This is a genomic window from Bosea sp. 29B, assembly GCF_902506165.1.
GTDB lineage: Bacteria > Pseudomonadota > Alphaproteobacteria > Rhizobiales > Beijerinckiaceae > Allobosea.
In genome coordinates this window covers 5159643-5185736 of the sequence record NZ_LR733817.1, presented here as the reverse complement: position 1 = coordinate 5185736, position 26094 = coordinate 5159643, and the positions used below count along the sequence as shown (strand labels likewise).

Genomic DNA, 26094 nt, shown 5'->3' with positions numbered 1-26094 from the left:
TCAATAGTCGTCTCTTGTCGCAAGCCACGAGGTTTGGTTGATGCCCGCCGCTCCAGGACAATCGAAAAGACTTGCCTCCTTTACGACACCGGCGGGTCAAGATGTCTTCTCACTTCTCAAGTTTGAGGCGCGCGAAGCTCTCAGCGAATTGTTTGTTTATCAAATCGAGGCTGTGAGTACTGCTCGAGGCGACGATCTTCAAAATTTAATTGGCGAGAAATGTCATATCAAAATGACGCTGAAGAACGGTGAAGACCGGATCTTCAACGGCGTGCTGGTCGAGGCGCAGTGGCTCGGCCGGGAGAAGGATCTCGACCACTACCGCTTCGTGCTGCGGCCCTGGCTCTGGCTGCTCTCGCAGCGCTCCGATTGCCGCATCTTCAAGAACAAGACCGCGCTGGACATCATCAAGACGATCTTCGGGAAAGAGGACAAGGCGAGCTTCGAGGACCGCGTCAGCGAGCCTCCGCCGGAGATCGACTATTGCGTGCAGTATCGCGAGTCCGATCTCGACTTCGTCCTGCGCCTGATGGAGAAGTACGGCATCTACTATTATTTCAAGCATACAGAGGGGGACCACAAGCTGGTCCTCTCGGATGCGCGCAATTCGCATGATGCGGTGACTGCCGCGGCCGAGCCGAGCTTCACCGGAGCCGGCTCCGCCTACCCCTTCATGCCGACGGATGGGGCCCAGAGGCGCCGGATCGAGCATCTGACGCAATGGTCGGCGCAGCGGCGGCTGCGGACCGGAAAGATCGAGATCAAGGACTATGATTTCGAGAAATCCACCTCGGACCTGACGGCGCGCGCCGAGGACGGCTTCCCGCGCACCAAGTCCTACGAGGCTTTCGACTATCCCGGCGCCTATCTCGACCGCGGCAAGGGCGAGAAGCTCGCCCGTATCCAGGTCCAGGCCGAGCAGGCGCAGGACGAGCGGCGCCTCGCCGTCGGCGACGCGCCCAGCCTCAATCCAGGGACGCTGATGACGCTGGCCGATCATCCCGTCGGCTCGGAGAACGCCGAGTTCCTGGTGGTGAGGGCGACGCACAGCTACGGCGTGCAGAGCTATCGCTCCTCCAAGCGCACCGACCAGGCGATCTATCACGGCTCCTACGAGCTCCAGAAGGCCACCAAGCGCTTCCGCGCCCCGCTGCTGACGCCCTCCCCGCTCCATATCGGCCCCGACACCGCCAAGGTGGTCGGCGAGAAGAACAAGGGTGAGGAAGGCGACATCGACGTCGACAAATACGGCCGCATCTGGCTGCGCTTCCACTGGGACCGCGAGAAGGAGTCGACCTCCTGCCGCGTGCGCGTGGCGCAGGCCTGGTCGGGCAAGAACTGGGGCGGCCAGATCATCCCGCGCATCGGCCAGGAGGTCGTCGTCTCCTATATCGGCGGCGATCCCGACCGGCCGATCATCACCGGCGCCGTGGTCAACGATCAGCACATGCCGCCCTACGACCTGCCAGCCAACAAGACCCAGTCCGGCCTGAAATCGGAATCGACCGATGGCGGCGGCAAGTCGGGCAAGTTCAACGAGATCAAGTTCGAGGACCTGGCCGGCAAGGAGATCTTCTCCATGCAGGCCGAGCGCGACCACAAGACCGAGGTCTTCAACCTCGAGACCCGCGACGTCGGCAAGAAATTCGAGGGTGGTCCGACCGATTTCGCCCGCACCACCCAGATCCTGAGCGGCAGCGACAAGCTGCACGTCAAGCAGGGCAAGCGCTATGTCGAGGCAGCGCTCGAGATCAAGCTGGTCTGCGGCCAGAGCGAGATCACGATGACGCCGACCAACATCACCATCTCCTCGCCGACGATCACGGTGCAGAGCACGGCCAAGACCGAGATCAACGGCGGCGGTGCGACCATCATCACCGGCGGCGTCGTCAAGATCAACTGAGGCCGCGATGTCGAAACTTCGGTTCAGCACGGCGCAGGAGGTCTTCGAGACCTTCCCCGCCGCGCGCGAGATCATCCAGACCGCGCCGACCACCGAGCCGCCGCTGAGCTTCCTGCGCAAGCTCGTTGCGGCGGGCGATCACAAGGACGCGATCGGCTTCTGCGCTTTCCTGATGCCACGCCGCGAAGCCGTCTGGTGGGCCCTGCAGAGCGTCCAGCGCATGCAGCCGCCCGGAGCCCCGGCCGATCCCGGCCTGAAGGCAGCCGAAGCCTGGGTTCGCGACCCGACCGACGAGACGCGCCGTGCTGCCCTGGCGCTCGGCGAAAGCGGCCATCACGCCAGCCTCGGTACCTGGGTCGCGCTCGCGGCCGGCTATTCCGGCGGCAGCATGGTGGCGAGCCATGCCGTACCCGCACCGCCGGACTTGACCGCGAAGACGGCGCGGATCGCGGTATTAACCGCACTCGGACGGGTATCCGAGCCAGAGCGCGATGCCGCATTGCGAAATTGCGTCGAAGCATGCATTCGTCTGATCGATGACGAAAGCGGCAAGACGAGAGCATAGCATGGCCCCGGCGCCGATGCGGCAGCCGGTGTCGGGCTATGATGAGGCGGGCGGCCCGACATGGCGCTGACGCTGACGATCGAAAACCAGGCTTCGCTGCCGGATGGCGGCCCGCTCAGCGTGACGCTGAGCGGCGGACGCGGGCTGGATATCGGCCGCGACCAGCATCTTGACTGGTGCCTGCCGGATCCGAGCCGTGCCATCTCCGGGCGGCATTGCGAAATCCGCTTCAACGACAACGCCTACTGGCTGCGCGATATCTCGACCAACGGCACCTTCGTCAATGGCGGTGCCTACCGGGTGCAGTCGCCTTATCGGTTGCAGCATGGCGACCGGCTCGAGATCGGCCAATATATCATCGCGGTCGCGATCGACGAGGCGGAGCGCGGAGTGCCCGGCCCGGCAGAGCGAGCGGCGATGCCGCCGCCGCCCGGCGAATCGCTGTGGGATTCGAACGGCGACGAGGCACCACCGATCGCCCGCCGCGACCTGATTCCGCCGCAAAAATACCAGCCCGTGCACGCGCCCTTCATCGACTGGGCCGCCGATATCCCGACTCCGTCGGAATCGGCGCAGGTCTATGATGCGCCGCCGCCTCCGCCACCCCAACCGTCACGGCCGGACGATCTTGCCTGGGCGCCTTACCAGGCGCCGCCGGTGCCCGAGCCCGAGCCGATCGCCCCGATCCCGACGCCGCGCCGCCCCCCCTCGGCCGCGCCCGCCGGCAATCCCTGGGACGAGGCGCCGGCCGGGCCACCAGCGCGCCCGAGCTTCGACGCGCCTTACGAACCGCCGTCCCGGCCCATGGCGCCGCCGCCACCTCCCCCGCCGCCAATGGGCGCTCCGGCGGGTGGCCCGTCGATCTCGGCGGCCGAGTTCATCGCCCGTTTCGCCCGCGGGGCGGGCCTGCCGGCCGAGGAACTGTCCTGGCAGGATCCCGGCGCCTTCGCCGAGCAGACCGGCGCGCTGATGCGCCTGATCGCCATCGAGCTGAAGGCGCTGCTGGCCGCGCGGGCCGAGAGCAAGCGCATCGCGCGCAGCTCCAACCAGACGATGATCCAGGCGCAGGACAACAATCCGCTGAAGTTCTCGCCGACGATCGAGGATGCGCTGAAGCTGATCTTCGGCCGGCCGACAAGCGGCTACCTCAACGCGCAGAAGGCGTTCGAGGAGAGCTTCCGGGACCTCAAGGTCCACCAGATCAAGACCTATTCGGCGATGCAGCACGCGCTGCGCATGCTGGTCGAGGACCTCGATCCGCAGGCGGTGGCCGAGGGGCTCGACGCCGGGCGCGGGCTCGACGGCCTGCTCTCCTCGCGCAAGGGCAAGCTCTGGGACGCCTATGTCGCGCGCTGGGAGGCGAAGACCGCTCCTTACGAGGACGGGCTGGTCGACGCCTTCATGCTCTACTTCGCCGAATGCTACGACCGCGGCGGGGGCTGAGCCAAAATCTCAGCCCAGCGGCACGACCATCCCGTCGCGGATCGTGACCTGGCGGTCCATGCGGGAGGCGAGGTCGAGATTATGCGTCGCGATCAGCGCCGCCAGGCCCGAAGCGCGCGCCAGCGCCACCAGCGTGTTGAAGACGTGCAGCGAGGTGTGCGGGTCGAGATTGCCGGTCGGCTCGTCGGCCAGCAGCACGCGCGGCGCATTGGCGACGGCGCGGCCGATGGCGACGCGCTGCTGCTCGCCGCCCGACAATTCGCCCGGCAGATGATCGAGCCGATCGCCTAGACCAAGGAAGCTCAGCAGCTCGGTCGCGCGCGATGCGGCCTCGGCCTTGCCGAGGCCGCGAATGCGCTGCGGCAAGACGACATTCTCCAGCGCGGTGAACTCCGGCAGGAGATGGTGGAACTGATAGACGAAGCCGATCTCGGTGCGCCGCAGCCGGGTCAGGCCCTTGTCGTCGAGCTGCGAGGTCGGCACGCCGCCGATGAAGACCTCGCCGCCATCGGGGCTCTCCAGCAGGCCGGCGACGTGCAGCAAGGTCGACTTGCCGGTGCCGCTCGGGGCGACCAGCGCCACGAGCTCACCCGGCCAGATCGCGAAATCGGCCTTGCGCAAGATCTCGAGCGGACCGTCGGACTGGGGATAGTAGCGCTCGATCTGAGAGAGGAAGAGCGCCGGCGTCTCGGTTGCCATTGTCGCGTCCTCAACCCATCCGCAGGGCTTTGACGGGATCGAGCCGCGCCGCCTTCCAGGCCGGATAGAGCGTCGCCAGCAGCGACAGGACGAGCGTCATCACCACGACGGTGGCAACCTCGCGCCAGTCGATCACCGAGGGAATATCGCTCAGGAAGCGCACGGTCGGATCCCAGGGATTGATACCCAACAGCTTGCTCAAGCCCTTGTTGATGGTCTGGATGTTCCTGGCGAACAGGATGCCGAGGACGAAGCCGGCGAACGTGCCAACCACGCCGATCGCCGCGCCTGTGATCAGGAAGACCCGCAGCACCGTGCCGCGCGAGGCGCCCATGGTGCGCATGATCGCGATGTCCTCCGTCTTGTCCTTCACCAGCATGATCAGGCCGGAGACGATGTTCAGCGTCGCGACCAGAACGATCAGGGTCAGGATGATGAACATGACATTGCGCTCGACCTCGAGCGCATTGAAGAAGGTGCGGTTGCGCTGGCGCCAGTCGGACAGCACGAGCGGCCGCGGCGGATCGGCCTCGATCCGGTCGCGCACTGCCTGCGTCTGATCGGGATTGTCGATGAAGATCTCGATGACGTTCACGTCGCCGTCGCGGTTGAAATAGGCTTGGCTCTCGGCGAGCGGCATGAAGACGAAGGAGGCGTCGAACTCCGACATGCCGATCTCGAAGATCGCCGTGACCGGATAGGCCTTGATCCGTGGCGCCGTGCCGAACGGCGTCGAAGCGCCGCGCGGAGTGACGATGGTGATGGTGTCGCCGACCTGCAGGCCGAGCGAGCCCGCGAGCCGCCGGCCGATTGCGACGCCGTTGGCCGCGGCAAATCCGTCGAGCGTGCCTTGGCGGACATTGCCCGCGATGAAGGGGATCGACTTGATGTCGTCTTCCGAGATGCCGCGCACCAGAACGCCGCCATTGCCGACCTGCGAGGAGGCCAGCGCCTGTCCCTCGACCAGCGGGATCGCGAGCTTGATGCCCTGGACCTGGCGCAGCTTGGCCGCGACCTGCTCGTAATCGTCGAGCGGCCGGTCGATCGGGGTCGCGAAGATGTGGCCGTTGACGCCGACGATCTTCTCCAGCAGCTCCTTGCGGAAGCCGTTCATCACCGACATCACGATGATCAGCGTCGCGACGCCGAGCAGGATGCCAAGAAAGGAGAAGCCGGCGATGACCGAGACGAAGCCCTCGCGCCGGCGCGTGCGCAGATAGCGGCCGGCGAGCAGCCATTCGAAGCCAGCGAAGGCTTTCGTGCCGGTCGGCACGCTCTCCCGAGCCTCGGCGACGGCGCTCATGACCGCCCTCCTCCGCTCACGCGTTCGTCTCCGCACTTTTGCCCGGGAAACGCGCCAGCGCCGCCTCGAGCGAGACCAGCTCGCGCTCGCCGCCGGCGCGGCGCTTGACTTCGACCTTGCCCTCCGCCAGCCCCTTCGGGCCGACGATGATCTGCCAGGGGATGCCGATCAGGTCGGCGGTGGCGAACTTGCCGCCCGGGCGCTCGTCGCGGTCGTCGTAGACCATGTCGTAGCCCTTCGCGGCGAGCCCCTTGTAGAGCTGCTCGCTGGCGGCGTCGCTGGCCGCGTCGCCGACCTTGAGGTTGAGCACGGCGATGTCGAAGGGCGCGATCTCGTCGGGCCAGACGATGCCGCCCTCGTCATGGCCGGCCTCGATCAGCGCGGCGACGAGACGGCTCGGGCCGATGCCGTAGGAGCCGCCATGCAGCAGCACTTGCTGGCCGTCCGCACCGGTGACACTCGCCCCCATCGGCTCGGAGTACTTGGTGCCGAAATAGAAGATATGACCGACTTCGATACCGCGCGCCGAGACGCGCTTGTCCTCCGGCATCGCCTCGAAGGCGGCCTTGTCGTGCATCTCCTCGGTGGCGGCGTAGAGGCTCGTCCACTTGTCGAAGATGCCCTGCAGGCCGGGCACGCTGTCGAAATCGGTGTCCGCGGCCGGCGTGTCGAAGGTCAGGTAGTCGCTGTGGCAGAAGACCTCGCTCTCGCCGGTCGAGGCGAGCACGATAAATTCGTGGCTGAGGTCGCCACCGATCGGGCCGGTATCGGCTCGCATCGGGATCGCCTTCAGGCCGAGCCGGGTGAAGGTGCGCAGATAGGCGGTGAACATGCGGTTGTAGGCGTGGCGCGCCGATTCCTTGTCGAGATCGAAGGAATAAGCGTCTTTCATCAGGAACTCGCGGCCGCGCATCACACCGAAGCGCGGGCGGACCTCGTCCCGGAACTTCCATTGGATGTGGTAGAGGTTGAGCGGCAGATCCTTGTAGGACTTGACGTAGGAACGGACGATCTCGGTGACCATCTCCTCATTGGTCGGCCCGTAGAGCATGTCGCGGTCGTGCCGGTCTTTGATCCGCAGCATCTCCTTGCCATAGGCGTCGTAGCGCCCGCTTTCGCGCCAGAGATCGGCCGACTGGATGGTCGGCATCAGGATCTCGATGGCGCCGGCGCGATTCTGCTCCTCGCGGACCACCGCGCTGATCTTGTTGAGCACGCGCAGGCCGAGCGGCAGCCACGAGTAGATCCCGGCAGACTGCTGACGGATCATGCCGGCGCGCAGCATCAGCCGGTGCGAGACGATCTCCGCCTCCTTGGGCGTATCGCGCAGGATCGGCAGGAAGTAGCGGGACAGGCGCATGGAACACTCGTCGAAGGGGCGATGCACCGAGCGCGCACCGATTCAGATTAGTCCAGAGACACCATCGGCGTTTGCAAATTGCAAACGCTAATGCAGATCGCCGCGAGGCAAATGCACATCGATGGCGTTTGCGAAGGCGTCAGCGCCTGGCGAACTTCGCCTTCAACCTGTCGCTGACAACAGGCGGAACGAAGGCGGAAACGTCGCCGCCCATCGACGCGATCTGGCGCACCAGAGTCGCGGTGATGTGGCGCGCCTGCGGCGTCGAGGGCAGCAGCACGGTCTGCAGGTCGGGCGCCATGGTGTGGTTCATGCCGGCGAGCTGCATTTCGAGATCGAGATCGGTGCCGTCACGCAGGCCCCGCACCAGGATGGTGGCGCCGGCGCGCTTGGCCGCGTCGATGGTCAGGTCGGCGAAAGTCGTCACCTCGAGCTCGGTCTTGAACAGCGCCGCGACCGGGCCGGCGATGGCGCGCAGCAGCTCCGCACGCTCCTCGGCGGAGAAGATCGGCGTCTTGCCGGGGTGGACGCCGATGGCGAGGACCAGCTTGTCGACCAGCCGGCAGGCGGCCTCGATCATGTCGAGATGGCCGTTGGTGACGGGGTCGAACGACCCGGCGTAGAAGGCGGTGTGGCTCATGCCCTGAGCGTTAGCCAACGCAGGCTCCCGCGACAAGTCATCAGGCCACGCGCAGTTCGCCGATGACATGGTCGACACGCGCATTCAGCGCCTGGGCCAGCCCGGTCAGTTCGCTCGCCGCCTTCAGCACCGCGTCCGACGCGCCGGTGGTGTTGCGCGAGGCGAGTGCGACCTGGCTGGTGGCCTGGCCGATCAGCACGATCTCCTGGGTCGCGGCGAGGACGTCGGCGGCGATGGCGTGGGCTGCCTCGTGCTGGCGCTGCATGGTCTGGCTGGTGCGGCGCGTCGCCTCGTTCAGCTCCTGCACCAACGCACGAATGCCGGTGATGCCCTCGACTGTCGCCACGGTCGCCTGGTTCATCGCCTCGATCTGGCGGGCGATGTCCTGCGTCGCATTGGCAGTCTGTGTCGCCAGCGATTTCACCTCGTTGGCGACGACGGCGAAGCCCTTGCCGGCCTCGCCGGCCCTGGCCGCCTCGATGGTGGCGTTGAGCGCAAGCAGATTCGTCTGGCCGGCGATGGCCGAGATCAGCCCGACCACCTCCGAGACCCGCGCCGCGCCGTTGGACAAGCCATCGACGATACGGCTGACCGAATCCGCGTGCTCGCGCGCCTGGCCGGCGGTCGCATCCGAGGAGCGCACCTCGGCGGCGAGCGCATCGACTGCGCCGAGCAGATCCTGCGCCGCGCTCTCGATCGACTTGACACTGCGGATGGCATTGCCGGTCGCACCGTCGGTATCGGCGGCGCCGGCCTGGGTCTCGCGCGCGCCTTCCGCAAGCTGACGCGCCGTCTGGTCCAGGGTCTGCGCCGAGACGGAGACTGAGGCCGAGACGGTCCTGACCGATTCCTCGAGCTCGCCCGCCAGCTCGTCCAGCAGCGTGCGGCGGTGCTGCTCGGCGTCGGCAAGGCGGGTTCCCTGCTCGGCCTCCCGTCGCTGCGCCTCGCCGCGCAAGGTCTCGCGGATCATGTCGATCGACTTGGCGATGCCGCCGATCTCATCGCGGCGTCCGGCTCCGGGAATTGCCTCCTCGGTCCGCCCCGCGGCGACGCCCGCCAGCCTGTCGGACAGCCGCGCAATCGGGCGTGCCACCGACCAGCCGAGCAGGATCGCGATGCCGAACAAGGGCAGCAGCACCAGCAAACCGGCAGAGACGACGGCGCTACGGATCGTGCCGACCACGGCGAAGGCGTTCGCCTCCGGCTCGGTCAGCCAGAGCAGCCAGCGCCGATCGCCAATGACCACCTCCTGCCCACTGGCGACAAGCGAGCGGCCGTCATGGCTGGTCATGCGGATGAGCGCATGCTCCGGCTGCCCGGCCAATCGACTGCGATCGAGCGTTTCGCGCGGTGAGCCGCCATTGCGCCGGGCGGCCGGATTGGAGCGCATGAAGCCGTCGGAGCCAATGACGAAAACCCGCTCGGTCCCGGAACCGGCCGGGTTGAAGGCGAGGACGTCGTCGATCAGGCGTGTGTCGACGGCGATGACGATCGTGCCGACCTGTTCGCCCGTCCCGGCTTCGGCATCGTAGAAGGGCGCCGCCAGAAAGGCGCGCGGATCGCCGCCGACCGGGTCATAGGGTGCGAAGTCGAGCACCACCTGCTCGCCTGCCGCCTTGCCGCGCGCCAGCGCCACCGATTTTGCCAGGCCGGTGCCGGCGAGATCCTCGTCGCTCAGGAGGCGACCGAACTCTGGGCCCTTGGTAACGCTGTAGACCACCCTGCCCTTGCGCGAGACCAGGTAGATATCGGCGTAGTTGAATTGCTTGAGTGCCGCCGAATAAGTCTCGTGGACCGGCACATGCCGCCAGGAATAGCCGTGCTGGTGCTCGCGGCCGGTGCGGGCGACGCGCTCGGCCAGCGAGAGCGAACCGTCACCCTGATAATAGCCGAGGATGCTGCGGTAATCGTGCGGGCCGAGCTCCAGCCATTTGCCGATCTCGTCGAGCGCCGAGACGGTGAAGGCGCTGCGAGCCTGGACGGCGAGTTCGGCACGCAATTGCGACCAGCGCCGCTCGATGGCGCGGACATGGCTTTCGGCCAGCGCGTGCATGCGCTCGCGTACAGCGCCCTGCGCCCAGTTCGAGACGGCGAGATAGGCGGACGAGCCCACCGCCAATGCGGCGAGCAGGGCCAAGGCGAGCATGGCGACCGGAAGCCTGATCCTGAGACTGAACACGAATCAGGTCTCCGCCCGACATCGACTGTGCGAGAACAGCCAACACGAGCGCAGTTAACGTTGCTTGAAGCGCCTCATGCGCCGCAACGTGCTTACAAGACGCCGGGCAGCGGCGCGAAGGCGGCGAGCGCGGCGGCGCTGCCGAGGATGAGAGCGAGCAGCGCGATGTTGGCGGCTGCGAGCGACACCCGGCGCGGACGCCGGACCAGAGAACCAAACTGCATGGATCCTCTTTGCGAATCAGTGCGTTACCCTGCCCTTTGCATGCCGAGGCCGCCCGGCCATGCCGTGGCGGAAACATGGAGAAACCATGGCCATGCCCCCAGGGCATGTGCCTGTCGCGCACCGCCCCGGCAATTTCCTGCCGTCATGCCGTTTCCAGCAGGGTCGAAAGCGCGCTACACCCCGCTCGCCATGCTGACCCTCAATGACATCACCTATCGCCTCGGCGAGCGCCTGCTGCTCGACCATGCCAGCGCCTTCCTGCCCACCGGCTCGCGCGTCGGCCTCGTCGGCCGCAACGGCACCGGCAAGACGACGCTGTTCCGCATCGTCACCGGCGATCTTTCTCCGGAAGGCGGCAACGTCGCCCTGCCGAAGGGCATGCGCATCGGCGGTGTAGCGCAGGAGGCCCCCGGCGGCCCCGAAACGCTGATCGAGGTCGTGCTGGCTGCCGACATCGAGCGTGCGGCGCTGATGAAGGAAGCACAGAGCGCGACCGACCCGATGCGGATCGCCGAGATCGAGACGCGGCTCGCCGATATCGGCGCCCATTCCGCTCCGGCGCGGGCCGCGACCGTATTGTACGGGCTCGGTTTCGACGAGGAGGCGCAGCAGCGCCCCTGCTCCGATTTCTCCGGCGGCTGGCGCATGCGCGTCGCGCTTGCCGCCGTGCTGTTCTCCGAGCCCGACCTGCTGCTGCTCGACGAGCCGACCAATTATCTCGATCTCGAAGGCACGCTCTGGCTCTACGACTATCTCGAGCGCTATCCGCATACGGTGCTGGTCGTCAGCCACGATCGCGAGTTGCTCGACACCTGCGTCGATCACATCCTGCATCTCGATCAGGGCAAGCTCACCATCTACCGCGGCGGCTACAGCGACTTCGAGAAGCTAAGGGCCGAGAAGCAGGCGCATCTCGCCAAGGCACGCGAGAAGCAGGAGGCCGAGCGCAAGCACCTGCAATCCTTCGTCGATCGCTTCAAGGCCAAGGCCTCGAAGGCCAGCCAGGCCCAGTCGCGCGTCAAGCGCCTGGAGAAGATGCAGGAGATCGCGGTCGTCCAGGATCGCGACGTCCAGCCGTTCAATTTTCCCGCGCCCGAGCGACCGCTCTCGCCGCCGATGATCGTGCTGGAGAGCGCCAGCGCCGGCTATGGCGAGCGCAAGGTGCTGCAGCGGCTCAACCTGAGCCTTGCGCCGGACGACCGCATCGCGCTGCTCGGCTCCAACGGCAACGGCAAATCGACCTTCTGCAAGCTGATCGGCGGGCGGCTAGCGCCGCTTTCGGGCGAGATGCGGCGCTCCTCGAAGCTGCAGACGGCCTATTTCGCCCAGCACCAGCTCGACGAGTTGCGGATGGAGGACACGCCGGTCGGCCATATCCGCGAGCTGATGCCGGATGCGCCGGAAGCGCGCGTCCGGGCACGCACCGCGCAGATCGGCTTTCCCGCCAACAAGGCCGACACGCCGGTGAAGAACCTCTCCGGCGGCGAGAAGGCGCGCCTGATGCTCGGCATCGCCACCTTCGGCGGCCCGCATCTGCTCATCTTGGACGAGCCGACCAACCATCTCGACATCGACAGCCGCACCGCCCTCGTCAACGCGATCAACGATTATCCCGGCGCCGTGATCCTGGTCAGCCACGATCGCTTCCTGATCGAAGCCTGCGCCGACCGGCTCTGGTTGGTCGGGGACGGCACGGTGAAGAGCTTCGACGGCGACATGGACGATTATCGCGACTTCGTGCTCGGCCGCGACAAGCCGGCCCAGCGCGGCAAGTCCGATGCCGAAGCCGCAGGCAAGGCCGAGGAGCGCAAGGGCGCGGCGGCAAAGCGCCAGGCGCAGGGACCGCTCAGGCAGAAGCTCAACCTCGCCGAGGCGCGCATCGCCAAGCTGACCGGGCTGATCGAAAAGGTCGACGGCGCGCTCGCCAACGGCGCTTTTGCGCGCGAGCCGGAAAAGGCACTGCTGCTGTCGCGCCAGCGCCGCGAGCTGACAGAGGCGCTGGCCGCAGCCGAAGAGGAATGGCTGACGCTGAGCGAGGAGCTGGAGAGCGCGTGAGGCGCTCTCAGGGCAGCGGCGCGAGCTTGAGGCCGAGTTCCCTGACCTGCGTCGGGGTGAGCTTCTTGATCGCGACCCGGGTAGTGTAGCTGCCGTACATCTGGCCGCCCGACATATAGTTCCAGTCGCTGACCATCGCGCTGCCGACCCGATAACTGTCACCGCGGTTCAGCTTGTCGAGATGGACGGGATCGTTCGCGATCTTGCCGACGAAGACGTCGCCTTCGACGGCCGTCAGGTTCATCCAGATATGTTCGCGCCCTCGGTCATAGGGGATCGCGACCTTCACGGCATGACGCTCGCCCTTGCCGCTGCGATAGAGCGCGACAAAATCCGGCAGCGTCTTGCGTGCCTGCTCGATCGCGCGGTTCATCTCGCGGTCGGAGGAGCGGAAATCGACAACCTGAGCCGTTGCGGGCAAGGCCATGAGCGCAGCGCCCAAAAGCCCAAGGCCACCGAATACCACCCGCCTCTGCCGTTGAAGCTGCATCTCGACACTCCCGTCTCTGCGCGATCGCCCGCTCCGATCACCTCATCAACGAGCCAATTGATCGAACGGTTGCCTTGGTTGCATCAGAGGCGGATTCCTCGCGCGATGAACGCGCGTCAGCCCTGCTGCTCGGGCTCACCGACGCGCTCGCCGCGGCCGAAGAGATGTTGAGCGATAAGTTGGCGGCGCCTGAGTGCTCTCCAGCTTCGTCAATCGGTCACTTGGCGGGCTTCAGCGCCGAATCCCAATGCTCGACGATCTTGCCGTCTTTGACGCGGAAGAGGTCGAACCAATAGCTGTCATAGGTCTTGGTCGCGTCGGCCGGTTCGGGGCGCGGGCGGCGCATCATCAGCTGGACGAGATCACCTTCAGCCACAACGGCGGCGAACTGCGTCTCGACCACGCTCCCAGCCGGCTTCGGAGCCGGCCACAGCTTCGAAAAATAGTCGGTGAACCCCTTCAGTCCGCTCGCGACATTGGGATTGTGCTGGATATAGTCCTCGGACAGGTAGTCCTTGGCCTTGGCCCAGTCCTGCGCGTCGAAGACGTTGCGCCAGAACCCCAGCACGAGCGCCTTGTTCGCCGCCGCATCCGCAGTTGCAGCCGGCTGGGCGGCGGCTGGCGTGACGAATGCGACCGCAAGCGCCATGAGGACGATGCGGCTCCAGCGGGCGAGCGATACGAGCATTGGCGATCCATCCTTGCGCATGCAGCAGATCAGATCGCTTAGCGGAGCCCGGACGAACCGGGCGTTCACAAGCTGGCGAGCGTCAGCCCTGCTGCTCGGGCTGGCCCGGCTTGACGATCCGGCTCAGACGGTTGTCGGTGAACATGTAGATCTCGCGATTGGCCGGCTCGGAATAGAGCACCTGAACCTCGCGCTGGCCCCGGCCATTGTCGCCGATCAGGACGTCGGTCGGCCGCTTGTTCTTCAGCCTGACGAGCTCGCATTCGGTGATGCCGACCGCGATCTCCTTCGGCAGCGGGCGCGTCGATGGATCGAGCGAGACGTCGGCGCTGCATTCGCCCTCCGGCGTCAGCATCGCCTCCTGCGTCGAGACCCGGGCAGAGGCGCTGCTGCTGCGGGTGCCGCGCTCGTCGGAAACGAAGGAAAACCCGCCCATGTCGACGGAACAGCCGGCGAGCGCAGCCGCCAAGGCCAGGGCAACAGGAACTTTCACGCTTTCTTCTCCCAGCGGCCGGTCTCGTCCTGCTGCCAATAAGTGGCGGCGATGCCGAGCGTCCGCAGCTTTTTCCAATCTTCACGCGCCGAGGCGAGCGCATCGGGGTCGTCGCCATCGAACATCAGGATGACGCGCTCGTAAGCATCCAATGCGTCGGGAATGCGGACACCGTCAACGCAGAAGCGCACCTGCGCGCCGTTCGGATTGTCGGAGTTCGCGGTGAGCACGATCGGGTTCGCGGCGGCGTCCGGCTCGGCGGCCGTCGCATGCGGCAGGAAGGATTCGTCCGCATAGGTCCAGAGCCGGTCGTCGAGCCCGGCAAGGCGCTCGCGGCTCGACAATTCGACGACGGCCTTCCAGCCACGGGCGAGCGAACGCTCGAGCAGGGTCGGAAGGACCTGCTCGAGCGGGCGTCCCTGCAGATGATAGAACAGGACCTCGGCCATAAGGTAAGCCAGTTCAATGCCTTGTATGATTCGGCTGATGAGCCGAATCAGCTTTCGTAGTGATCCGCCACCAGCCGGTCGAGCAGGCGCACGCCCCAGCCCGAGCCCCAGGACCGGTTGGTCTCGCTGTTCGGCGAGCCCATGCCGGTGCCGGCGATGTCGAGATGCGCCCAGGGCGTGTCATTGACATGGCGCTGCAGGAACTGCGCCGCCGTGATCGAACCACCATGGCGGCCGGCCGAGTTCTTCATGTCGGCGAACTTGGAATCGATCATCTTGTCGTAAGCCGCCGAGAGCGGCATGCGCCAGACGGTTTCGCCGGTCGCCTTGCCGGCGGCGAAGAGCCGCTCCGACAATTCGTCATTATTGGAGAACAGGCCGGCGTTTTCCTGCGCCAACGCGACCAGGATCGCGCCGGTCAATGTCGCCAGATTGACCATGAAGACCGGCTTGAAACGCTCCTGCGTGTACCAGAGCACGTCGGCCAGGACGAGCCGACCCTCGGCGTCGGTGTTGATGATCTCGATCGTCTGCCCGGAGAGCGAGGTGACGATGTCGCCAGGCCGCTGAGCCTTGCCGTCCGGCATGTTTTCGACCAGGCCGATCACGCCGACGGCGTTGACCTTGGCCTTGCGCTGGCTGAGCGCCTGCATCAACCCGGTGACGCAGGCGGCGCCGGCCATGTCGCCCTTCATGTCCTCCATGCCGCCGGCCGGCTTGATCGAGATGCCGCCGGTGTCGAAGGTCACGCCCTTGCCGACGAAGGCAACCGGCTTGTCGCCCTTGGCGCCGCCGTTCCAGCGCATCACCACGACGCGGCTCTCGCGATGCGAGCCCTGGCCGACACCGAGCAGCGCCCGCATGCCGATCTTCTTCAATTCCTTCTCGTCGAGAATCTCGACCTCGACGCCGAGCTTGTCGAGCTTGCCTGCGCGTTCGGCGAACTCCTCGGGGAAAAGCACGTTCGGCGGCTCGTTCACGAGATCGCGAGCGAGCTCGACGCCGCCGGCGATGGCCTCGCGCGCCTTCAGCGCCTTCTTGACCGCGGCGGGGTCCTGCGCGCGGATCGTCACGGTTTTCGGCTCGGACTGGTCCTTGTCGCGACTCTTGGTCTTGTAGCGGTCGAACGCATAGCTTCTGAGGCGAAGGCCGAGCCCGATCTCGGCGATCTCGGAGGCAGCGAGTTCGCCCTCGAGCAGCGCGGCGATGATGTCGGCGCTGCGGCCATGGCCGAGGCGGCCGGCGATGGCGCCGCCGAGCGCGGCGAAATCGAGCTTATCGCGCTCCGATTCCGGCCCGGTCCCGACCAGGATCAGACGCTCATAGCCTGCATCTTCCGGCGCGAGCAGCGTCAGCCCCGACAGCGCCTTGCCTTTGAAGCGTTCCGCGGCAGCGGCACGCGCGATCAGGGCATGGGCACCCGCGCCGATCCAATCTTCGGCCACTTTCGGCGGCGCCAGCCTGTCCGAGACGAGGATGACCAGATCCCCCGCGGCAATGGCGTTCAGGGCTTTGACCTCAAGCTTCAGGCGCTGCGACATCGACGGCTCACGGGTTGCGGGAAAAAGACTTGCGGGGCACCGACCCCGGAAGGCCAGCAAAGGCCACAAACGATTCCCGTTTGCGCCATGATCGAAGCTATACCATAGGGAGTTCGAGGCGAGCCGTCCAAGGGGAGCGCCTTCTTCAAGGATGCAGGCCCCGGGATCGTCACCCTCGTGCGTTTTGGACTTCTCGACCGCTACATCCTGAAGATCGCTGCCGGCGCGGCGGTGATTCTGCTCGTCGGCCTGACCAGCGTCATCTGGGTGACGCAGGCGCTGCGCGAGGTCGACCTGATCACTGGCAAGGGCCAGACGATCCTGATCTTCTTCACGGTCACGCTACTGTCGCTGCCGGCGCTGATCGCCGGCATCGCCCCGGTCGCGCTGTTCATGGCGACGCTCTACACGCTCAACAAGCTCAACAGCGATTCCGAGCTGATCGTGATGAACGCGGCCGGCGTCGCGCCACACCGGCTGACCCGCCCCTTCTTCGCGCTGACATTGATCACCGCCGCGCTGGTGGGCTGGATGTCGCTGGTGGTGATGCCCGCCGGCTTCCGGGCGCTGCGCGACCTGATCACGCTGATCCGCGCCGACTTCGTCGCCAACGTGGTCAAGGAAGGCCAGTTCGTCTCGCTCGATTCCGGCGTCACCTTCCACTACCGCGAAAAGCAGGGGCAGGCGCTGCTCGGCATCTTCATGCAGGACCGGCGCGATCCCAACCAGCCAGCCGTCTACATCGCCGAGCGCGGCCAGTCGGCCGAGGCTGACGGCAACAGCTTCCTGATGCTGGAGAAGGGCACGATCCAGCGCGAAAGCCGCAACCAGAACTCGAGTTCGATCATCTCGTTCGAACGCTACGCGCTGAATCTGTCGGCGCTGACCGGCGATTCCGACGGGGCCGGTGGCGAGGACGGCGCCAAGGTGATCTACAAGCCGCGTGAACGGACGACCTGGGCGCTGCTCACACAGGACAAGAACGAGCCCTACTACAAAATCCAGGAAGGGCGCTTCCGGGCCGAACTGCACAATCGCCTATCGGCGCCACTCTACCCGATCGCCTTCATGCTGGTCGCTTTCGCCATCCTCGGCGAGGCCCGCACGACCCGGCAAGGGCGCGCCGCCGCGATCCAGATCGCCATCTTCCTGGTCGGCGCGATCAGGATCGGCGCCTATGCCGCCTGGACCGCCAGCGTGCGCTCGCCCATCGCCGCCGCCCTGCTCTACGTCCTGCCGCTGGGCACCATCCTGCTGGCGGCCCTTGCGATCGGCTTCGGTTCGCGGACGCGTGTCTTCATCGACAAGCTGACGGAGCCGCTGATCGCGCCCTTCCTCGCCCTCGCAGCCCGATTCCGGCGCGCCTGATGCTACTGTTCAAGACCTTCGGCCGCTATCTGACGCAGCGCTTCCTGCGCGCGATCCTGAGCGTGTTCGGCACCTTCTTCTTCCTGATCGCGACGCTCGACTTCGTCGAGCTGATGCGCCGCGCCGGCGATTCCCCGACCGCGACGACGCCCAGCATCATTCAGCTCGCGCTCTACCGCGCGCCCTCCGTCGCCGAGCAGATATTCCCGTTCGCGGTGCTGTTCGGGGGGATGTTCGCCCTGCTCAACCTCAGCCGAAAGCTCGAGCTGGTGGTCGCCCGCTCGGTCGGCATCTCCGCCTGGCAGTTCCTGCAGCCGGCGGCGCTGGTCGCCGGCTTGGTCGGACTGGTCTCGGTCGGCATCTACAACCCGATCGCCGCCGAACTGAAACAGCGCGCCACCGTGCTCGAAGTCTCGCTCTTCGCCAAAACCGGGCAGGTCGTCGGCAAGGAAATCTGGATTCGCCAGCGCAGCGTCGACGGCCAGGCGATCATCCGGGCGGCCGCGGCGCTGGATGGAGGCGTCGGGCTCGCCCAGGTCGCCTTCTTTGCGTTCTCGCCCGATGGCGGCTTCAGAGAGCGCATCGAGGCGAAGCAGGCCGTGCTCTATCGCGGCTATTGGGAATTGTCGGAGGCGCGTGTCACCTCGGCCACGGAAGAGCCACAGACGTACTCGACATACCTCGTCGCGACGACGCTGGAGCCCGATCAGGTGCGACAAAGTTTCACCCCGCCTGACTCCGTCGGGTTCTGGTCGATGCCGGCCGTACTCGATCGAACCCAGAAGGCTGGGCTGGATACGACGCGCTACGAGCTGCGTTACGAATCGCTCAAGGCACGGCCGCTGCTGCTGATCGCCATGATCCTGGTAGCGGCATCCGTTTCCTTAAGATTTTTCCGGTTTGGTGGTGTGACCAGATTGGTGGTAGGTGGCGTCGCTGCGGGGTTCGTGCTCTATGTCGCGACACAGTTGTCTGAGGAGCTGGGCTCATCGGGGATCGTCAACGCCTCGGTGGCCGCTTGGCTGCCCGCGACCGTGGGCACGCTGCTCGGCGCGCTTGCGCTCCTCCATCAGGAAGATGGCTGAGAATACGGTGGCTATGGTTAATTTTGGATTGAGTTCATGGCTTCCGGCGTAAGACGCATCCGGCGCCTTGCGGCTGCGACCGCGCTGGTGACGACGCTCGCCCCGGTCCTCGGCTGGACGAGTCTTGCCTATGCCCAAGCTCCGGCCGGCAAGCCCGGGGAACGCATGGTCGTCGACGCGCGCGAGCTCGTCTATGACAAGGACAACAACACCGTCTCCGCGGTCGGCGATGTCCAGATTCTCTACCAGGGCCGCACGATCGAGGCCGATCGCGTCGTCTACGACCGCCAGAGCAAGCGCGTCGTCGCGACCGGCAATGCCCGCATCACCGAATCCAACGGCACGGTGATCACCGGCGACCGCTTCAACCTGACCGACGACTTCCGCGACGGCTTCATCGACTCGCTACGCGTCGTGAACACCGACAAGACCCGCTTCTCGGCGCCGCGCGCCGAGCGCACCGACGGTGAGGTCTTCGTCTTCGACAAGGGCATCTACACGGCCTGCGAGCCTTGCGTGGACCAGCCCGAGCGCCCGCCGTTCTGGCAGGTGCGCGCGGCCCGGATCATCCACAAGAAGTCCGAGCAGATGATCTACTACGAGGAGGCCCGGATCGAGTTCGCCGGCGTCCCGATCGCCTACATCCCCTATATGTCGGGACCTGACGCGACCGTTAAGCGCAAGACCGGCTTCCTGGCGCCGAAATTCATCAACACCGCGGCGCTCGGCTACGGCGTCGGCCTGCCCTATTTCATCAATCTGGCGCCGAACTACGATCTGACGCTGACGCCGACCTACTTGTCGCGCCAGGGCTTTCTCGGCCAGGCCGAGTGGCGGCATCGCTTCGTCAACGGCTCGTACAACATCCGCGCCGCCGGCATCTTCCAGCAGGACAAGGACGCCTACCTCAAAAGTCCGCTCGGGGCTGGCGACGACACATTCCGCGGCTCGCTCGAGACCTCCGGCAAGGTCTTCCTCAACCCGCGCTGGACCTTCAGCTGGGACGTCGCCGGCGCGACCGATCGCTACTTCTTCAAGAACTACCGGATCCGCAGCGAGAGCCTCACCACCACGAGCTACCTGCAGGAATCGACCTCGACCGTCGCGCTCAACGGCCAGAGCGCGGACGCCTGGTTCGACATGCGCGGCTACTATTTCCAGCCTCTGACCTATTACGATTGGCAGAAGCAGCAGCCGGTCGTCGCGCCGGTCGTCGATTACAACAAGCGGATTCACAAGCCGTCGATGATCGGCGGCGAGCTGTCGTTCACCGTCAACCTCACGAGCCTGACCCGTGAGGCGGCCTCCTTCAAGGCGCTGACGCCGAGCAATCAGAGCTATCTGATCACCAATCCTGGCAACGCCAGCGCAGGACAGCTCGGTTACTCCTTGTTCGACGGATGCGTCGTCTATCAGAAAGGCAAGTGCCTGGTGACGGGCCTCGCCGGCTCGATCTCGCGGGCGACCGCAGAGGTCGACTGGCGGCGCAACATCGTCGACCCGATCGGGCAGGTCTGGACGCCCTACGCCTCGCTCAGGGCCGACCTGTTCTCGATCAACCCGAACACGACGAAATATGCCAACGCCAACGTGACGACGATCGCCGACGCATCGGACGAGGTGTTCGGCCGCGCAATGCCGGCGATCGGCCTGATGTATCGCTTCCCCTTCATCGCCTCGACCTCCTGGGGCACGCATATCCTCGAGCCGGTCGCGCAGGTCGTCGCACGGCCGAACGAGACCAACAGCCTGCGCGTCGCCAACGAAGATTCGCAGAGCCTGGTCTTCGACGACACCAACCTGTTCGAGTGGAACAAGTTCTCGGGCTACGACCGGGTCGAGGGCGGCAGCCGCGCCAATATCGGCCTGCGCTACAGCGGCACCTTCGGCACCGAGTCCTACGCCAATTTGCTGGTCGGGCAGTCCTATCACCTGGGCGGCCGCAACTCCTATGCCAGCGGCGACCTCGTCAACGCCGGCCTCAATTCGGGACTGGACACCCGCCGTTCCGACTATGTCGCCAAGGCGCAGTACCAGCCCTTCAAGGGCCTGTTGCTTCAGGCCGGCGGGCGCTTCAACGAGTCGAACTTCGAAGCGCAACGCATCGATGCCTCGGCCGTGTTCAGCTACAAGTTCCTGTCGACCTCGGTCGGATACGGCCGCTACGAGCCGCAGCCGGATCTGGGCATCACCCGCCGCCGCGAAGGCCTGAGCATCACCCAGTCCGTCTCGTTCGCCCAATACTGGAGCGTGCGCGGCAGCGTTCTGTTCGATCTCGACAAGTACAAATACGACCGCGAGCGCTACCGCGACGCCCTGGCGCTCTACCAGTCGAATCCCGCCGCTTATTCCAACCCGACCTACCCGAACACCGGCCCGTTCCAGACGGCCTCGACTTCGGTGGGGCTACGCTATCAGGACGAGTGCACGATCTTCGACGTCTCGTACATCCAGTCCTACGCCGATCGCGCGGTCAACGGAGCCAGAACGAACGACACGCGGACCGTCATGTTCCGCCTGGAACTGCGCACGCTGGGCGAGATCAGCTATTCGCAGAGTCTCGGCTCGAGCAGCTCGGGCGACGGCGTCTCCTCCAGCAGCCGCTAAGCGCAGTTGCGCCGGTTGCTTGCCCTGACGCAAGGCGATCCGGCGGGGATCGGACCCGAGCTCGCGCTTGCCGCCTGGCGGCAGCGCGAGCAGCGAGGCATCCCGCCCTTCGCCTATCTCGGCGACAGCGCGACGCTTTCGGTATTGGCGGAACGGCTGGGATTGCCGGTTCCGCTGCGCAGCGTCGGCTGGGACGAAGCCGAGGCCTGTTTCGACACTGCATTACCCGTGATCGAGCTCGAGCATCGCCCGCAGGCGCAATCCGGCCGGCCTGACCCTGCCAACGCGGCGGGGGTCATCGAAGCGATCGAGCGCGGGGTCGAAGCCGTCGAGACCGGCAAGGCCGCCGCGCTCGTCACCAACCCGATCGCCAAGAGCGTGCTCTACGCTGTCGGCTTCCAGCATCCGGGCCATACCGAATTCCTGGCCGAGCTCGCCGGTCGCGGGCGCGAAGCGACACCGCGGCCTGTGATGATGATCTGGTCGGAAGAACTCGCGGTCATCCCGGTGACCATCCACATCCCGCTGGAGGCGGTGCCGAAGCAACTGACGACCGAGTTGATCGTCGAGACCGGCCGGATCGCCGCCGCCGATCTCAAGCGCCGCTTCGGTGTCGCACGCCCGCGGCTGGCGCTCTGCGGCCTCAACCCGCATGCCGGCGAAGGCGGCGCGCTCGGCAAGGAGGATGCGGCAGTGGTCGCGCCGGCGATCGAGCGGTTGCGGGCGCTCGGCATCGAGGCGAGCGGGCCCTATCCCGCCGACACCCTGTTCCATGCGCGCGCTCGCGCCGGCTACGACGTGGCGCTCGGCATGTATCACGACCAGGCGCTGATCCCGATCAAGACGATCGCCTTCGACGAGGGCGTCAACGTCACGCTCGGCCTGCCCTTCATCCGGACCTCGCCGGACCATGGCACTGCCTTCGACATCGCCGGCAAGGGCATCGCGCGGCCGGACAGCCTTTGCGCCGCGCTGCGGCTCGCCGCCCGCATGGCTGCGGCTGAGCGCGGAGCAGCAGCATGAGCAGCATTGCCGCCCAGGACGGATTGCCGCCGTTGCGCGAGGTGGTCGAGCGCCACGGGCTGATGGCGCAGAAGGCGCTCGGCCAGAACTTCCTGTTCGATCTCAATCTGACCGGCCGGATTGCCCGCGCCGCCGGCCCGCTCGAAGGCCAGACCGTCGTCGAAATCGGCCCCGGTCCCGGCGGGCTGACCCGCGCCTTGCTGGCGAACGGAGCGGGCCGCGTCATCGCCATCGAGCGCGACCGGCGCTGCATGCCGGCGCTGGCCGAGATCGCCGCCCATTATCCGGGCCGGCTGGATGTCGTCGATGGCGATGCGCTCGCGGTCGACCTTTCCGGCCTGCTCGGCGGCAGTCCGGCCCGGATCGTCGCCAATCTGCCCTATAATATCGGCACGCCGCTGCTGGTCGGCTGGCTCAGCGCCGAGTCCTGGCCGCCCTGGTGGAGCTCGTTGACGCTGATGTTCCAGCGGGAGGTCGCCGAGCGGATCGTGGCGAATCCGGAGCAGCGCGCCGCCTATGGCCGGCTCGCCGTGCTCGCCAACTGGCGCTGCGAGACGAAGATTCTGTTCGACGTGCCAAAGACCGCCTTCGTGCCGCAGCCGAAGATCACATCCTCGATCGTCCAGCTGGTACCGCGCCAGCAGCCGGAGCCCTGCGACCGGCGCTTGCTCGAGCGGGTGACGCTCGCCGCCTTCGGCCAGCGCCGGAAGATGCTGCGCCAGAGCCTGAAAGCCGTGCTCCCCGACCCCGCGGCGATGATCGAGACCGCCGGGTTGTCGCCGACGATGCGGGCCGAGGAGGTCTCGGTCAGCGGTTTCGTCGCACTCGCCAACGCGCTGGCGGCGGCGCGGAGCTGATCAGCCGATCTGCTCGGCCAGCAAGGTTTCGACAAAGGCCGGCATGCCGGTGGCACGGCTGCGCTTCAGCCGTTCGGCCGCCAGGATCGAGCGGACCGCCTCATAGGCAGCACCGAGATCGTCGTTGATGATGACGTAGTCGTAGACATTCCAGCGCGCGATCTCGTCGCGGGCATTGGCGAGCCGGCGCGCGATCACCTCCGGCTCGTCCTCTGCCCGCCGAACCAGCCGCGAGCGCAGCTCCGCCATCGAGGGCGGCAGAATGAAGATCGCGACGACGTCCTCGCGCGCCTTCTCCAGGATCTGCTGCGTGCCCTGGTAGTCGATGTCGAACAGGACGTCGCGCCCGGCCTTCAGCGCCGCCTCGACGGGCTTGCGCGGAGTGCCATAGCCATTGCCATGGACCTCGGCCGATTCCAGCAGATCGTCGCGATCGCGCAGCAGGTCGAAAGCCTCGCGATCGATGAAGCGGTAGTGCACGCCATCGATTTCGGACGGGCGCCGTCCGCGCGTCGTCACCGAGATCGACAGGTCGAGATTGGTCTCCTTCTGCGACAAGGTCCGCGTCAGCGTCGACTTGCCGGCGCCGGACGGTGACGACAGGACCAGCATCAGGCCACGACGGGCTGGGCGAATGAGATCGGCCATCGCCGTCACTCCACGTTCTGAACCTGCTCGCGCAGCTGGTCGACGACCGTGCGCAGCTCCAACCCGATCCGCGACAGCCCGGGATCGCCAGCCTTGGCGCAGAGCGTCGAGGCTTCACGACCGAATTCCTGCGCCAGGAAATCGAGCTTGCGGCCGATCGGCCCGCCCTGGGCGAGCAGCTCACGCAAGGCCGCGACATGGGCATGGAGCCGGTCGATCTCCTCGCGGATATCGGCCTTCACCGCCAGCAGCGCCGCCTCCTGGTGCAAACGCTGCGGCTCCAGCGCATTGCTGGCGTCGAGCAGTGCGGCGACCTGCCCAGCGAGGCGGGCGCGGATGGCCTCGACGCTGCGGCCGGGATGGGCTTCCGCGGCCAGGGTCAGGCGGGCAATGGTGTCGAGATGGCCCGAGATGATGGCTTCGAGTGCCCGTCCCTCGGCCAGCCGCGCCTGTTTCAGCGCCGCGATCGTCTCCGCGAGCGCCGCAAGCACCGGCTTCTCAAGCTCGGACAGAACATCCCCGCTCTCCTCGGAGACCTCGACGACACCGCGGATCGCCAGCAGGCCGTCAAGCGTCGCCGGAGCGATGCCCGTGGGCAGCTTCACCTGACTCGCGGCCTCGATCAGCGCGGCGAGCGCCTCCTGGTTGATGCGCGGTCGCGGGGCCGAGGCTTCGCTGGTGATGGCGAGGCTGACATGCAGGGTGCCACGGGTGAAGGCGGCAGAGAACTGCTTGCGAGCCGCCTCGGAGAAGCTGTCGAAACCGGTGGGGACTCGGACGCGGACATCGAGGCCACGACCGTTGACGCTGCGGACCTCCCAGGCCCAGGCATGCATGCCGATGGTCCCGGCCACCCGGGCGAACCCCGTCATGCTCTCGATCGCCATATCGCTCATAACCCCTTCAGGAATGCGGCCGGACCGTAGAGAGGCGCCGCGCCGGTCGCAAGCTGCCGGCGCAGCAAATCTGGGAACAGAAGAGACCTCTCTGCCCCGATCAGTCGGCAGGCAGGCCACGTCCCGCCGTGTACGCATAGGCTGCCTCGCCAAGCCGCCGCGCGGCTGCGGCCAAATCGCGGCTGTCATGCCCTGAGAAACCGAGGATGAAGCCCTCCGTGCCGCTCGGGGCCAGGCTGGCCTCGGACAGTAGTCTTGTCTCGACCGCAGCCATCGCACGGATACGGGCGCCGGCATCGGCGGGAAGGCCGGCCGGCAAATAGGCGATCATGTGCAGGCCCTGCTGCGGCACAACGATGCGCAGTCGGCCGCGCCCCGCCTCCGCCAGGACGGATGCAACGGTTTCGCGAGCTTGACGATAACGCAGGCGGGCCCGCCGAAGATGTGCGGCAAAGGCGCCATTCGACATCAGCTCGGCCACAGCGTCCGACAGGAAGGCGGACGGAAATCGATCGGCGGCGCTCCTGGCCCTTATCACCCGTTCGGCAACCCTGCGGGGCAGAACGAGATATGCCAGGCGCAGGGAGGGAAACAGCGTCTTCGAGAAGGTGCCGCTATAGATCACGCGCTCGCCGCCGAGGCCCGCCAGGGCCGTAAGGGGTGGCCCGGCATAGCGAAACTCACTGTCGTAGTCGTCTTCGATGATCCAGGCCTGCGCCGCATTCGCCCAGTCCAGCAGCGCCACCCGCCGCGCCATGCTCATGGTGACGCCGGTCGGAAACTGATGCGAGGGGGTGACATAAGCGGCCCGCGCCAGCGGAGCGAGCTTTCGGCCCTCGTCGATCCTGATGCCCTCGCCATCGACGGGAACCGGAATCAATCGCATGCCGGCGGCGCGCAGGGTGCCATGGGCTGCATAATAGCCCGGCTCCTCCAGCCAGATCGCATCGCCAGGGGAAAGCAGGGCTTCGGCGCATAGGCGCAAGCCCTGTTGCGTGCCGCTGGTGATCATGATGCAGCCTGGATCGCAACGAATGCCGCGATTTGCCGCAAGGTGACGGGCGATTTCCGTTCGAAGCAAGAGACTGCCGCGCGGATCGCCATAGCCGAGCTGGCCGGCATTCGCCGCAACGATGTGATGGCGAACGCTCGCGCCAAGGGAACGCAAAAGGCTAGCATCGACATAGGTCCGCCCCAGGGCGAAGGCCCGGCTCGGAAGAATTTCGACGTCGAGCGGGGCGGGAGCCGCGGCTGACTGCGCCCCCGGAAGGTTTGCTGCCACATAGGTGCCGGAGCCTTGCCTGGCGTCCGCCAGCCCGTCGCTGAGAAGCTGTTCATAGGCCGCGACGATGGCATTGCGCGACATGCCCAGTTGCGCGGCCAGCGCCCTGCTGGATGGCAGCTTCAAGCCGGGGCTCAAATAGCCGTCGACGATCGCCACCCGCAACGCCGCGTGAACCCGGGAGGCTTGGTTGGGGATGCCCGGATCCAATGCGATCGGCAGATCGAGCGTTCGCCGCGGTAAAGTGGTTGCCATGCTTGCCATCAAAGTGGGCCTAGTAGCAACCACTTTCGCC

General features: G+C 66.5%; 23 protein-coding genes. 9 read left to right on the top strand and 14 right to left on the bottom strand.

Going from position 1 to position 26094, the window contains the following annotated elements:
- The first annotated feature begins 40 nt into the window (after positions 1-40).
- From tssI to tagH, 3 genes are read left to right on the top strand one after another with little or no spacing between them, the layout of a single operon-like run.
- Positions 41-1903 (top strand): type VI secretion system tip protein TssI/VgrG, encoded by a 1863-nt coding sequence (gene tssI / locus GV161_RS25110; protein ID WP_152014622.1) that lies wholly within the window; start codon positions 41-43, stop codon positions 1901-1903.
- A gap of 7 nt (positions 1904-1910) precedes the next feature.
- Positions 1911-2468, top strand: a complete 558-nt coding sequence (locus GV161_RS25105) for a hypothetical protein (protein WP_152014621.1) — start codon at positions 1911-1913, stop codon at positions 2466-2468.
- Positions 2469-2528: 60 nt separating this feature from the next.
- Positions 2529-3911 (top strand): type VI secretion system-associated FHA domain protein TagH, encoded by a 1383-nt coding sequence (gene tagH / locus GV161_RS25100; RefSeq protein ID WP_152014620.1) that lies wholly within the window; start codon positions 2529-2531, stop codon positions 3909-3911.
- A 9-nt stretch (positions 3912-3920) separates the two neighbouring features.
- Here tagH and GV161_RS25095 read toward each other — a convergent pair whose 3' ends face one another.
- The 6 genes from GV161_RS25095 to GV161_RS31380 form a co-directional block, all read right to left on the bottom strand.
- The gene (locus tag GV161_RS25095) at positions 3921-4610 is read right to left on the bottom strand and encodes an ABC transporter ATP-binding protein (protein WP_100960164.1); all 690 of its coding nucleotides are present in this window, start codon (positions 4608-4610) and stop codon (positions 3921-3923) included.
- Between the two features lie 10 nt (positions 4611-4620).
- Positions 4621-5913 carry a lipoprotein-releasing ABC transporter permease subunit gene (locus GV161_RS25090; protein WP_152014619.1) on the bottom strand — a complete coding sequence of 431 codons (1293 nt, stop codon included), beginning with the start codon at positions 5911-5913 and terminating at the stop codon, positions 4621-4623.
- Positions 5914-5929: 16 nt separating this feature from the next.
- Positions 5930-7273, bottom strand: coding sequence for a proline--tRNA ligase (proS, locus tag GV161_RS25085; RefSeq protein ID WP_152014618.1), 1344 nt, complete (start codon positions 7271-7273; stop codon positions 5930-5932).
- Positions 7274-7412: 139 nt separating this feature from the next.
- Positions 7413-7913 (bottom strand): pantetheine-phosphate adenylyltransferase, encoded by a 501-nt coding sequence (gene coaD, locus GV161_RS25080; protein ID WP_152014956.1) that lies wholly within the window; start codon positions 7911-7913, stop codon positions 7413-7415.
- 40 nt (positions 7914-7953) lie between these two features.
- Positions 7954-10092: a methyl-accepting chemotaxis protein gene (locus tag GV161_RS25075; RefSeq protein ID WP_152014617.1), complete on the bottom strand. Its 2139-nt coding sequence runs from the start codon at positions 10090-10092 to the stop codon at positions 7954-7956.
- A 92-nt stretch (positions 10093-10184) separates the two neighbouring features.
- Positions 10185-10316 carry a hypothetical protein gene (locus tag GV161_RS31380; RefSeq protein ID WP_280179045.1) on the bottom strand — a complete coding sequence of 44 codons (132 nt, stop codon included), beginning with the start codon at positions 10314-10316 and terminating at the stop codon, positions 10185-10187.
- Positions 10317-10506: 190 nt separating this feature from the next.
- On the opposite strand from GV161_RS31380, the gene GV161_RS25070 reads away from it, so the two are divergent.
- Entirely contained in the window at positions 10507-12372 is a 1866-nt protein-coding gene (locus tag GV161_RS25070; protein WP_152014955.1) for an ABC-F family ATP-binding cassette domain-containing protein, read from the top strand.
- 7 nt (positions 12373-12379) lie between these two features.
- Here the strand turns inward: GV161_RS25070 and GV161_RS25065 are convergent, their stop codons facing one another.
- The 5 genes from GV161_RS25065 to GV161_RS25045 all read right to left on the bottom strand — a co-directional run bounded on the left by GV161_RS25065 (position 12380) and on the right by GV161_RS25045 (position 16033).
- Positions 12380-12799 (bottom strand): DUF2314 domain-containing protein, encoded by a 420-nt coding sequence (locus GV161_RS25065; RefSeq protein WP_159650403.1) that lies wholly within the window; start codon positions 12797-12799, stop codon positions 12380-12382.
- A gap of 280 nt (positions 12800-13079) precedes the next feature.
- A complete protein-coding gene (locus GV161_RS25060; protein ID WP_244624070.1) occupies positions 13080-13550 on the bottom strand; it encodes a nuclear transport factor 2 family protein in 471 nt (156 codons plus the stop codon).
- An 82-nt stretch (positions 13551-13632) separates the two neighbouring features.
- The gene (locus GV161_RS31235) at positions 13633-14043 is read right to left on the bottom strand and encodes a hypothetical protein (RefSeq protein ID WP_244624069.1); all 411 of its coding nucleotides are present in this window, start codon (positions 14041-14043) and stop codon (positions 13633-13635) included.
- Positions 14040-14492 (bottom strand): DNA polymerase III subunit chi, encoded by a 453-nt coding sequence (locus GV161_RS25050; RefSeq protein WP_152014615.1) that lies wholly within the window; start codon positions 14490-14492, stop codon positions 14040-14042. The genes GV161_RS31235 and GV161_RS25050 overlap by 4 nt, the downstream gene beginning before the upstream one ends.
- Positions 14493-14539: 47 nt before the next feature.
- Positions 14540-16033 (bottom strand): leucyl aminopeptidase, encoded by a 1494-nt coding sequence (locus GV161_RS25045; protein ID WP_152014614.1) that lies wholly within the window; start codon positions 16031-16033, stop codon positions 14540-14542.
- Positions 16034-16210: 177 nt separating this feature from the next.
- On the opposite strand from GV161_RS25045, the gene lptF reads away from it, so the two are divergent.
- From lptF to rsmA, 5 genes are read left to right on the top strand one after another with little or no spacing between them, the layout of a single operon-like run.
- A complete protein-coding gene (lptF, locus tag GV161_RS25040; RefSeq protein ID WP_152014613.1) occupies positions 16211-17401 on the top strand; it encodes an LPS export ABC transporter permease LptF in 1191 nt (396 codons plus the stop codon).
- The gene (gene lptG / locus GV161_RS25035) at positions 17401-18486 is read left to right on the top strand and encodes an LPS export ABC transporter permease LptG (protein WP_152014612.1); all 1086 of its coding nucleotides are present in this window, start codon (positions 17401-17403) and stop codon (positions 18484-18486) included. The genes lptF and lptG overlap by 1 nt, the downstream gene beginning before the upstream one ends.
- A gap of 36 nt (positions 18487-18522) precedes the next feature.
- A complete protein-coding gene (locus GV161_RS25030) occupies positions 18523-21093 on the top strand; it encodes an LPS-assembly protein LptD (RefSeq protein ID WP_152014611.1) in 2571 nt (856 codons plus the stop codon).
- A gap of 6 nt (positions 21094-21099) precedes the next feature.
- Positions 21100-22116: a 4-hydroxythreonine-4-phosphate dehydrogenase PdxA gene (gene pdxA / locus GV161_RS25025; protein ID WP_152014610.1), complete on the top strand. Its 1017-nt coding sequence runs from the start codon at positions 21100-21102 to the stop codon at positions 22114-22116.
- Positions 22117-22121: 5 nt separating this feature from the next.
- Positions 22122-22973 (top strand): 16S rRNA (adenine(1518)-N(6)/adenine(1519)-N(6))-dimethyltransferase RsmA, encoded by an 852-nt coding sequence (rsmA, locus tag GV161_RS25020; protein ID WP_193219548.1) that lies wholly within the window; start codon positions 22122-22124, stop codon positions 22971-22973.
- On the opposite strand, the gene gmk is transcribed toward rsmA, so the two are convergent.
- The 3 genes from gmk to GV161_RS25005 all read right to left on the bottom strand — a co-directional run bounded on the left by gmk (position 22974) and on the right by GV161_RS25005 (position 26063).
- Positions 22974-23621: a guanylate kinase gene (gene gmk / locus GV161_RS25015; protein ID WP_152014608.1), complete on the bottom strand. Its 648-nt coding sequence runs from the start codon at positions 23619-23621 to the stop codon at positions 22974-22976.
- Between the two features lie 5 nt (positions 23622-23626).
- Entirely contained in the window at positions 23627-24508 is an 882-nt protein-coding gene (locus tag GV161_RS25010) for a YicC/YloC family endoribonuclease (protein ID WP_152014953.1), read from the bottom strand.
- Positions 24509-24617: 109 nt separating this feature from the next.
- Positions 24618-26063 carry a PLP-dependent aminotransferase family protein gene (locus GV161_RS25005; protein WP_152014607.1) on the bottom strand — a complete coding sequence of 482 codons (1446 nt, stop codon included), beginning with the start codon at positions 26061-26063 and terminating at the stop codon, positions 24618-24620.
- Between the last annotated feature and the right edge of the window lie 31 nt (positions 26064-26094).

Bases quoted from the DNA above. Each gene is read 5' to 3' on its own strand.
- proS (WP_152014618.1), bottom strand. From the start codon at position 7,273: ATGCGCCTGTCCCGCTACTTCCTGCCGATCCTGCGCGATACGCCCAAG.
- GV161_RS25105 (WP_152014621.1), top strand. From the start codon at position 1,911: ATGTCGAAACTTCGGTTCAGCACGGCGCAGGAGGTCTTCGAGACCTTC.
- GV161_RS25060 (WP_244624070.1), bottom strand. From the start codon at position 13,550: ATGCTCGTATCGCTCGCCCGCTGGAGCCGCATCGTCCTCATGGCGCTT.
- tagH (WP_152014620.1), top strand. From the start codon at position 2,529: ATGGCGCTGACGCTGACGATCGAAAACCAGGCTTCGCTGCCGGATGGC.
- GV161_RS25095 (WP_100960164.1), bottom strand. From the start codon at position 4,610: ATGGCAACCGAGACGCCGGCGCTCTTCCTCTCTCAGATCGAGCGCTAC.
- GV161_RS25045 (WP_152014614.1), bottom strand. From the start codon at position 16,033: ATGTCGCAGCGCCTGAAGCTTGAGGTCAAAGCCCTGAACGCCATTGCC.
- gmk (WP_152014608.1), bottom strand. From the start codon at position 23,621: ATGGCCGATCTCATTCGCCCAGCCCGTCGTGGCCTGATGCTGGTCCTG.
- tssI (WP_152014622.1), top strand. From the start codon at position 41: ATGCCCGCCGCTCCAGGACAATCGAAAAGACTTGCCTCCTTTACGACA.
- GV161_RS25030 (WP_152014611.1), top strand. From the start codon at position 18,523: ATGGCTTCCGGCGTAAGACGCATCCGGCGCCTTGCGGCTGCGACCGCG.
- coaD (WP_152014956.1), bottom strand. From the start codon at position 7,913: ATGAGCCACACCGCCTTCTACGCCGGGTCGTTCGACCCCGTCACCAAC.
- GV161_RS25050 (WP_152014615.1), bottom strand. From the start codon at position 14,492: ATGGCCGAGGTCCTGTTCTATCATCTGCAGGGACGCCCGCTCGAGCAG.
- lptG (WP_152014612.1), top strand. From the start codon at position 17,401: ATGCTACTGTTCAAGACCTTCGGCCGCTATCTGACGCAGCGCTTCCTG.
- GV161_RS25065 (WP_159650403.1), bottom strand. From the start codon at position 12,799: ATGGCCTTGCCCGCAACGGCTCAGGTTGTCGATTTCCGCTCCTCCGAC.
- GV161_RS25010 (WP_152014953.1), bottom strand. From the start codon at position 24,508: ATGGCGATCGAGAGCATGACGGGGTTCGCCCGGGTGGCCGGGACCATC.
- GV161_RS31380 (WP_280179045.1), bottom strand. From the start codon at position 10,316: ATGCAGTTTGGTTCTCTGGTCCGGCGTCCGCGCCGGGTGTCGCTCGCA.
- GV161_RS25005 (WP_152014607.1), bottom strand. From the start codon at position 26,063: ATGGCAAGCATGGCAACCACTTTACCGCGGCGAACGCTCGATCTGCCG.
- GV161_RS25090 (WP_152014619.1), bottom strand. From the start codon at position 5,913: ATGAGCGCCGTCGCCGAGGCTCGGGAGAGCGTGCCGACCGGCACGAAA.
- GV161_RS25070 (WP_152014955.1), top strand. From the start codon at position 10,507: ATGCTGACCCTCAATGACATCACCTATCGCCTCGGCGAGCGCCTGCTG.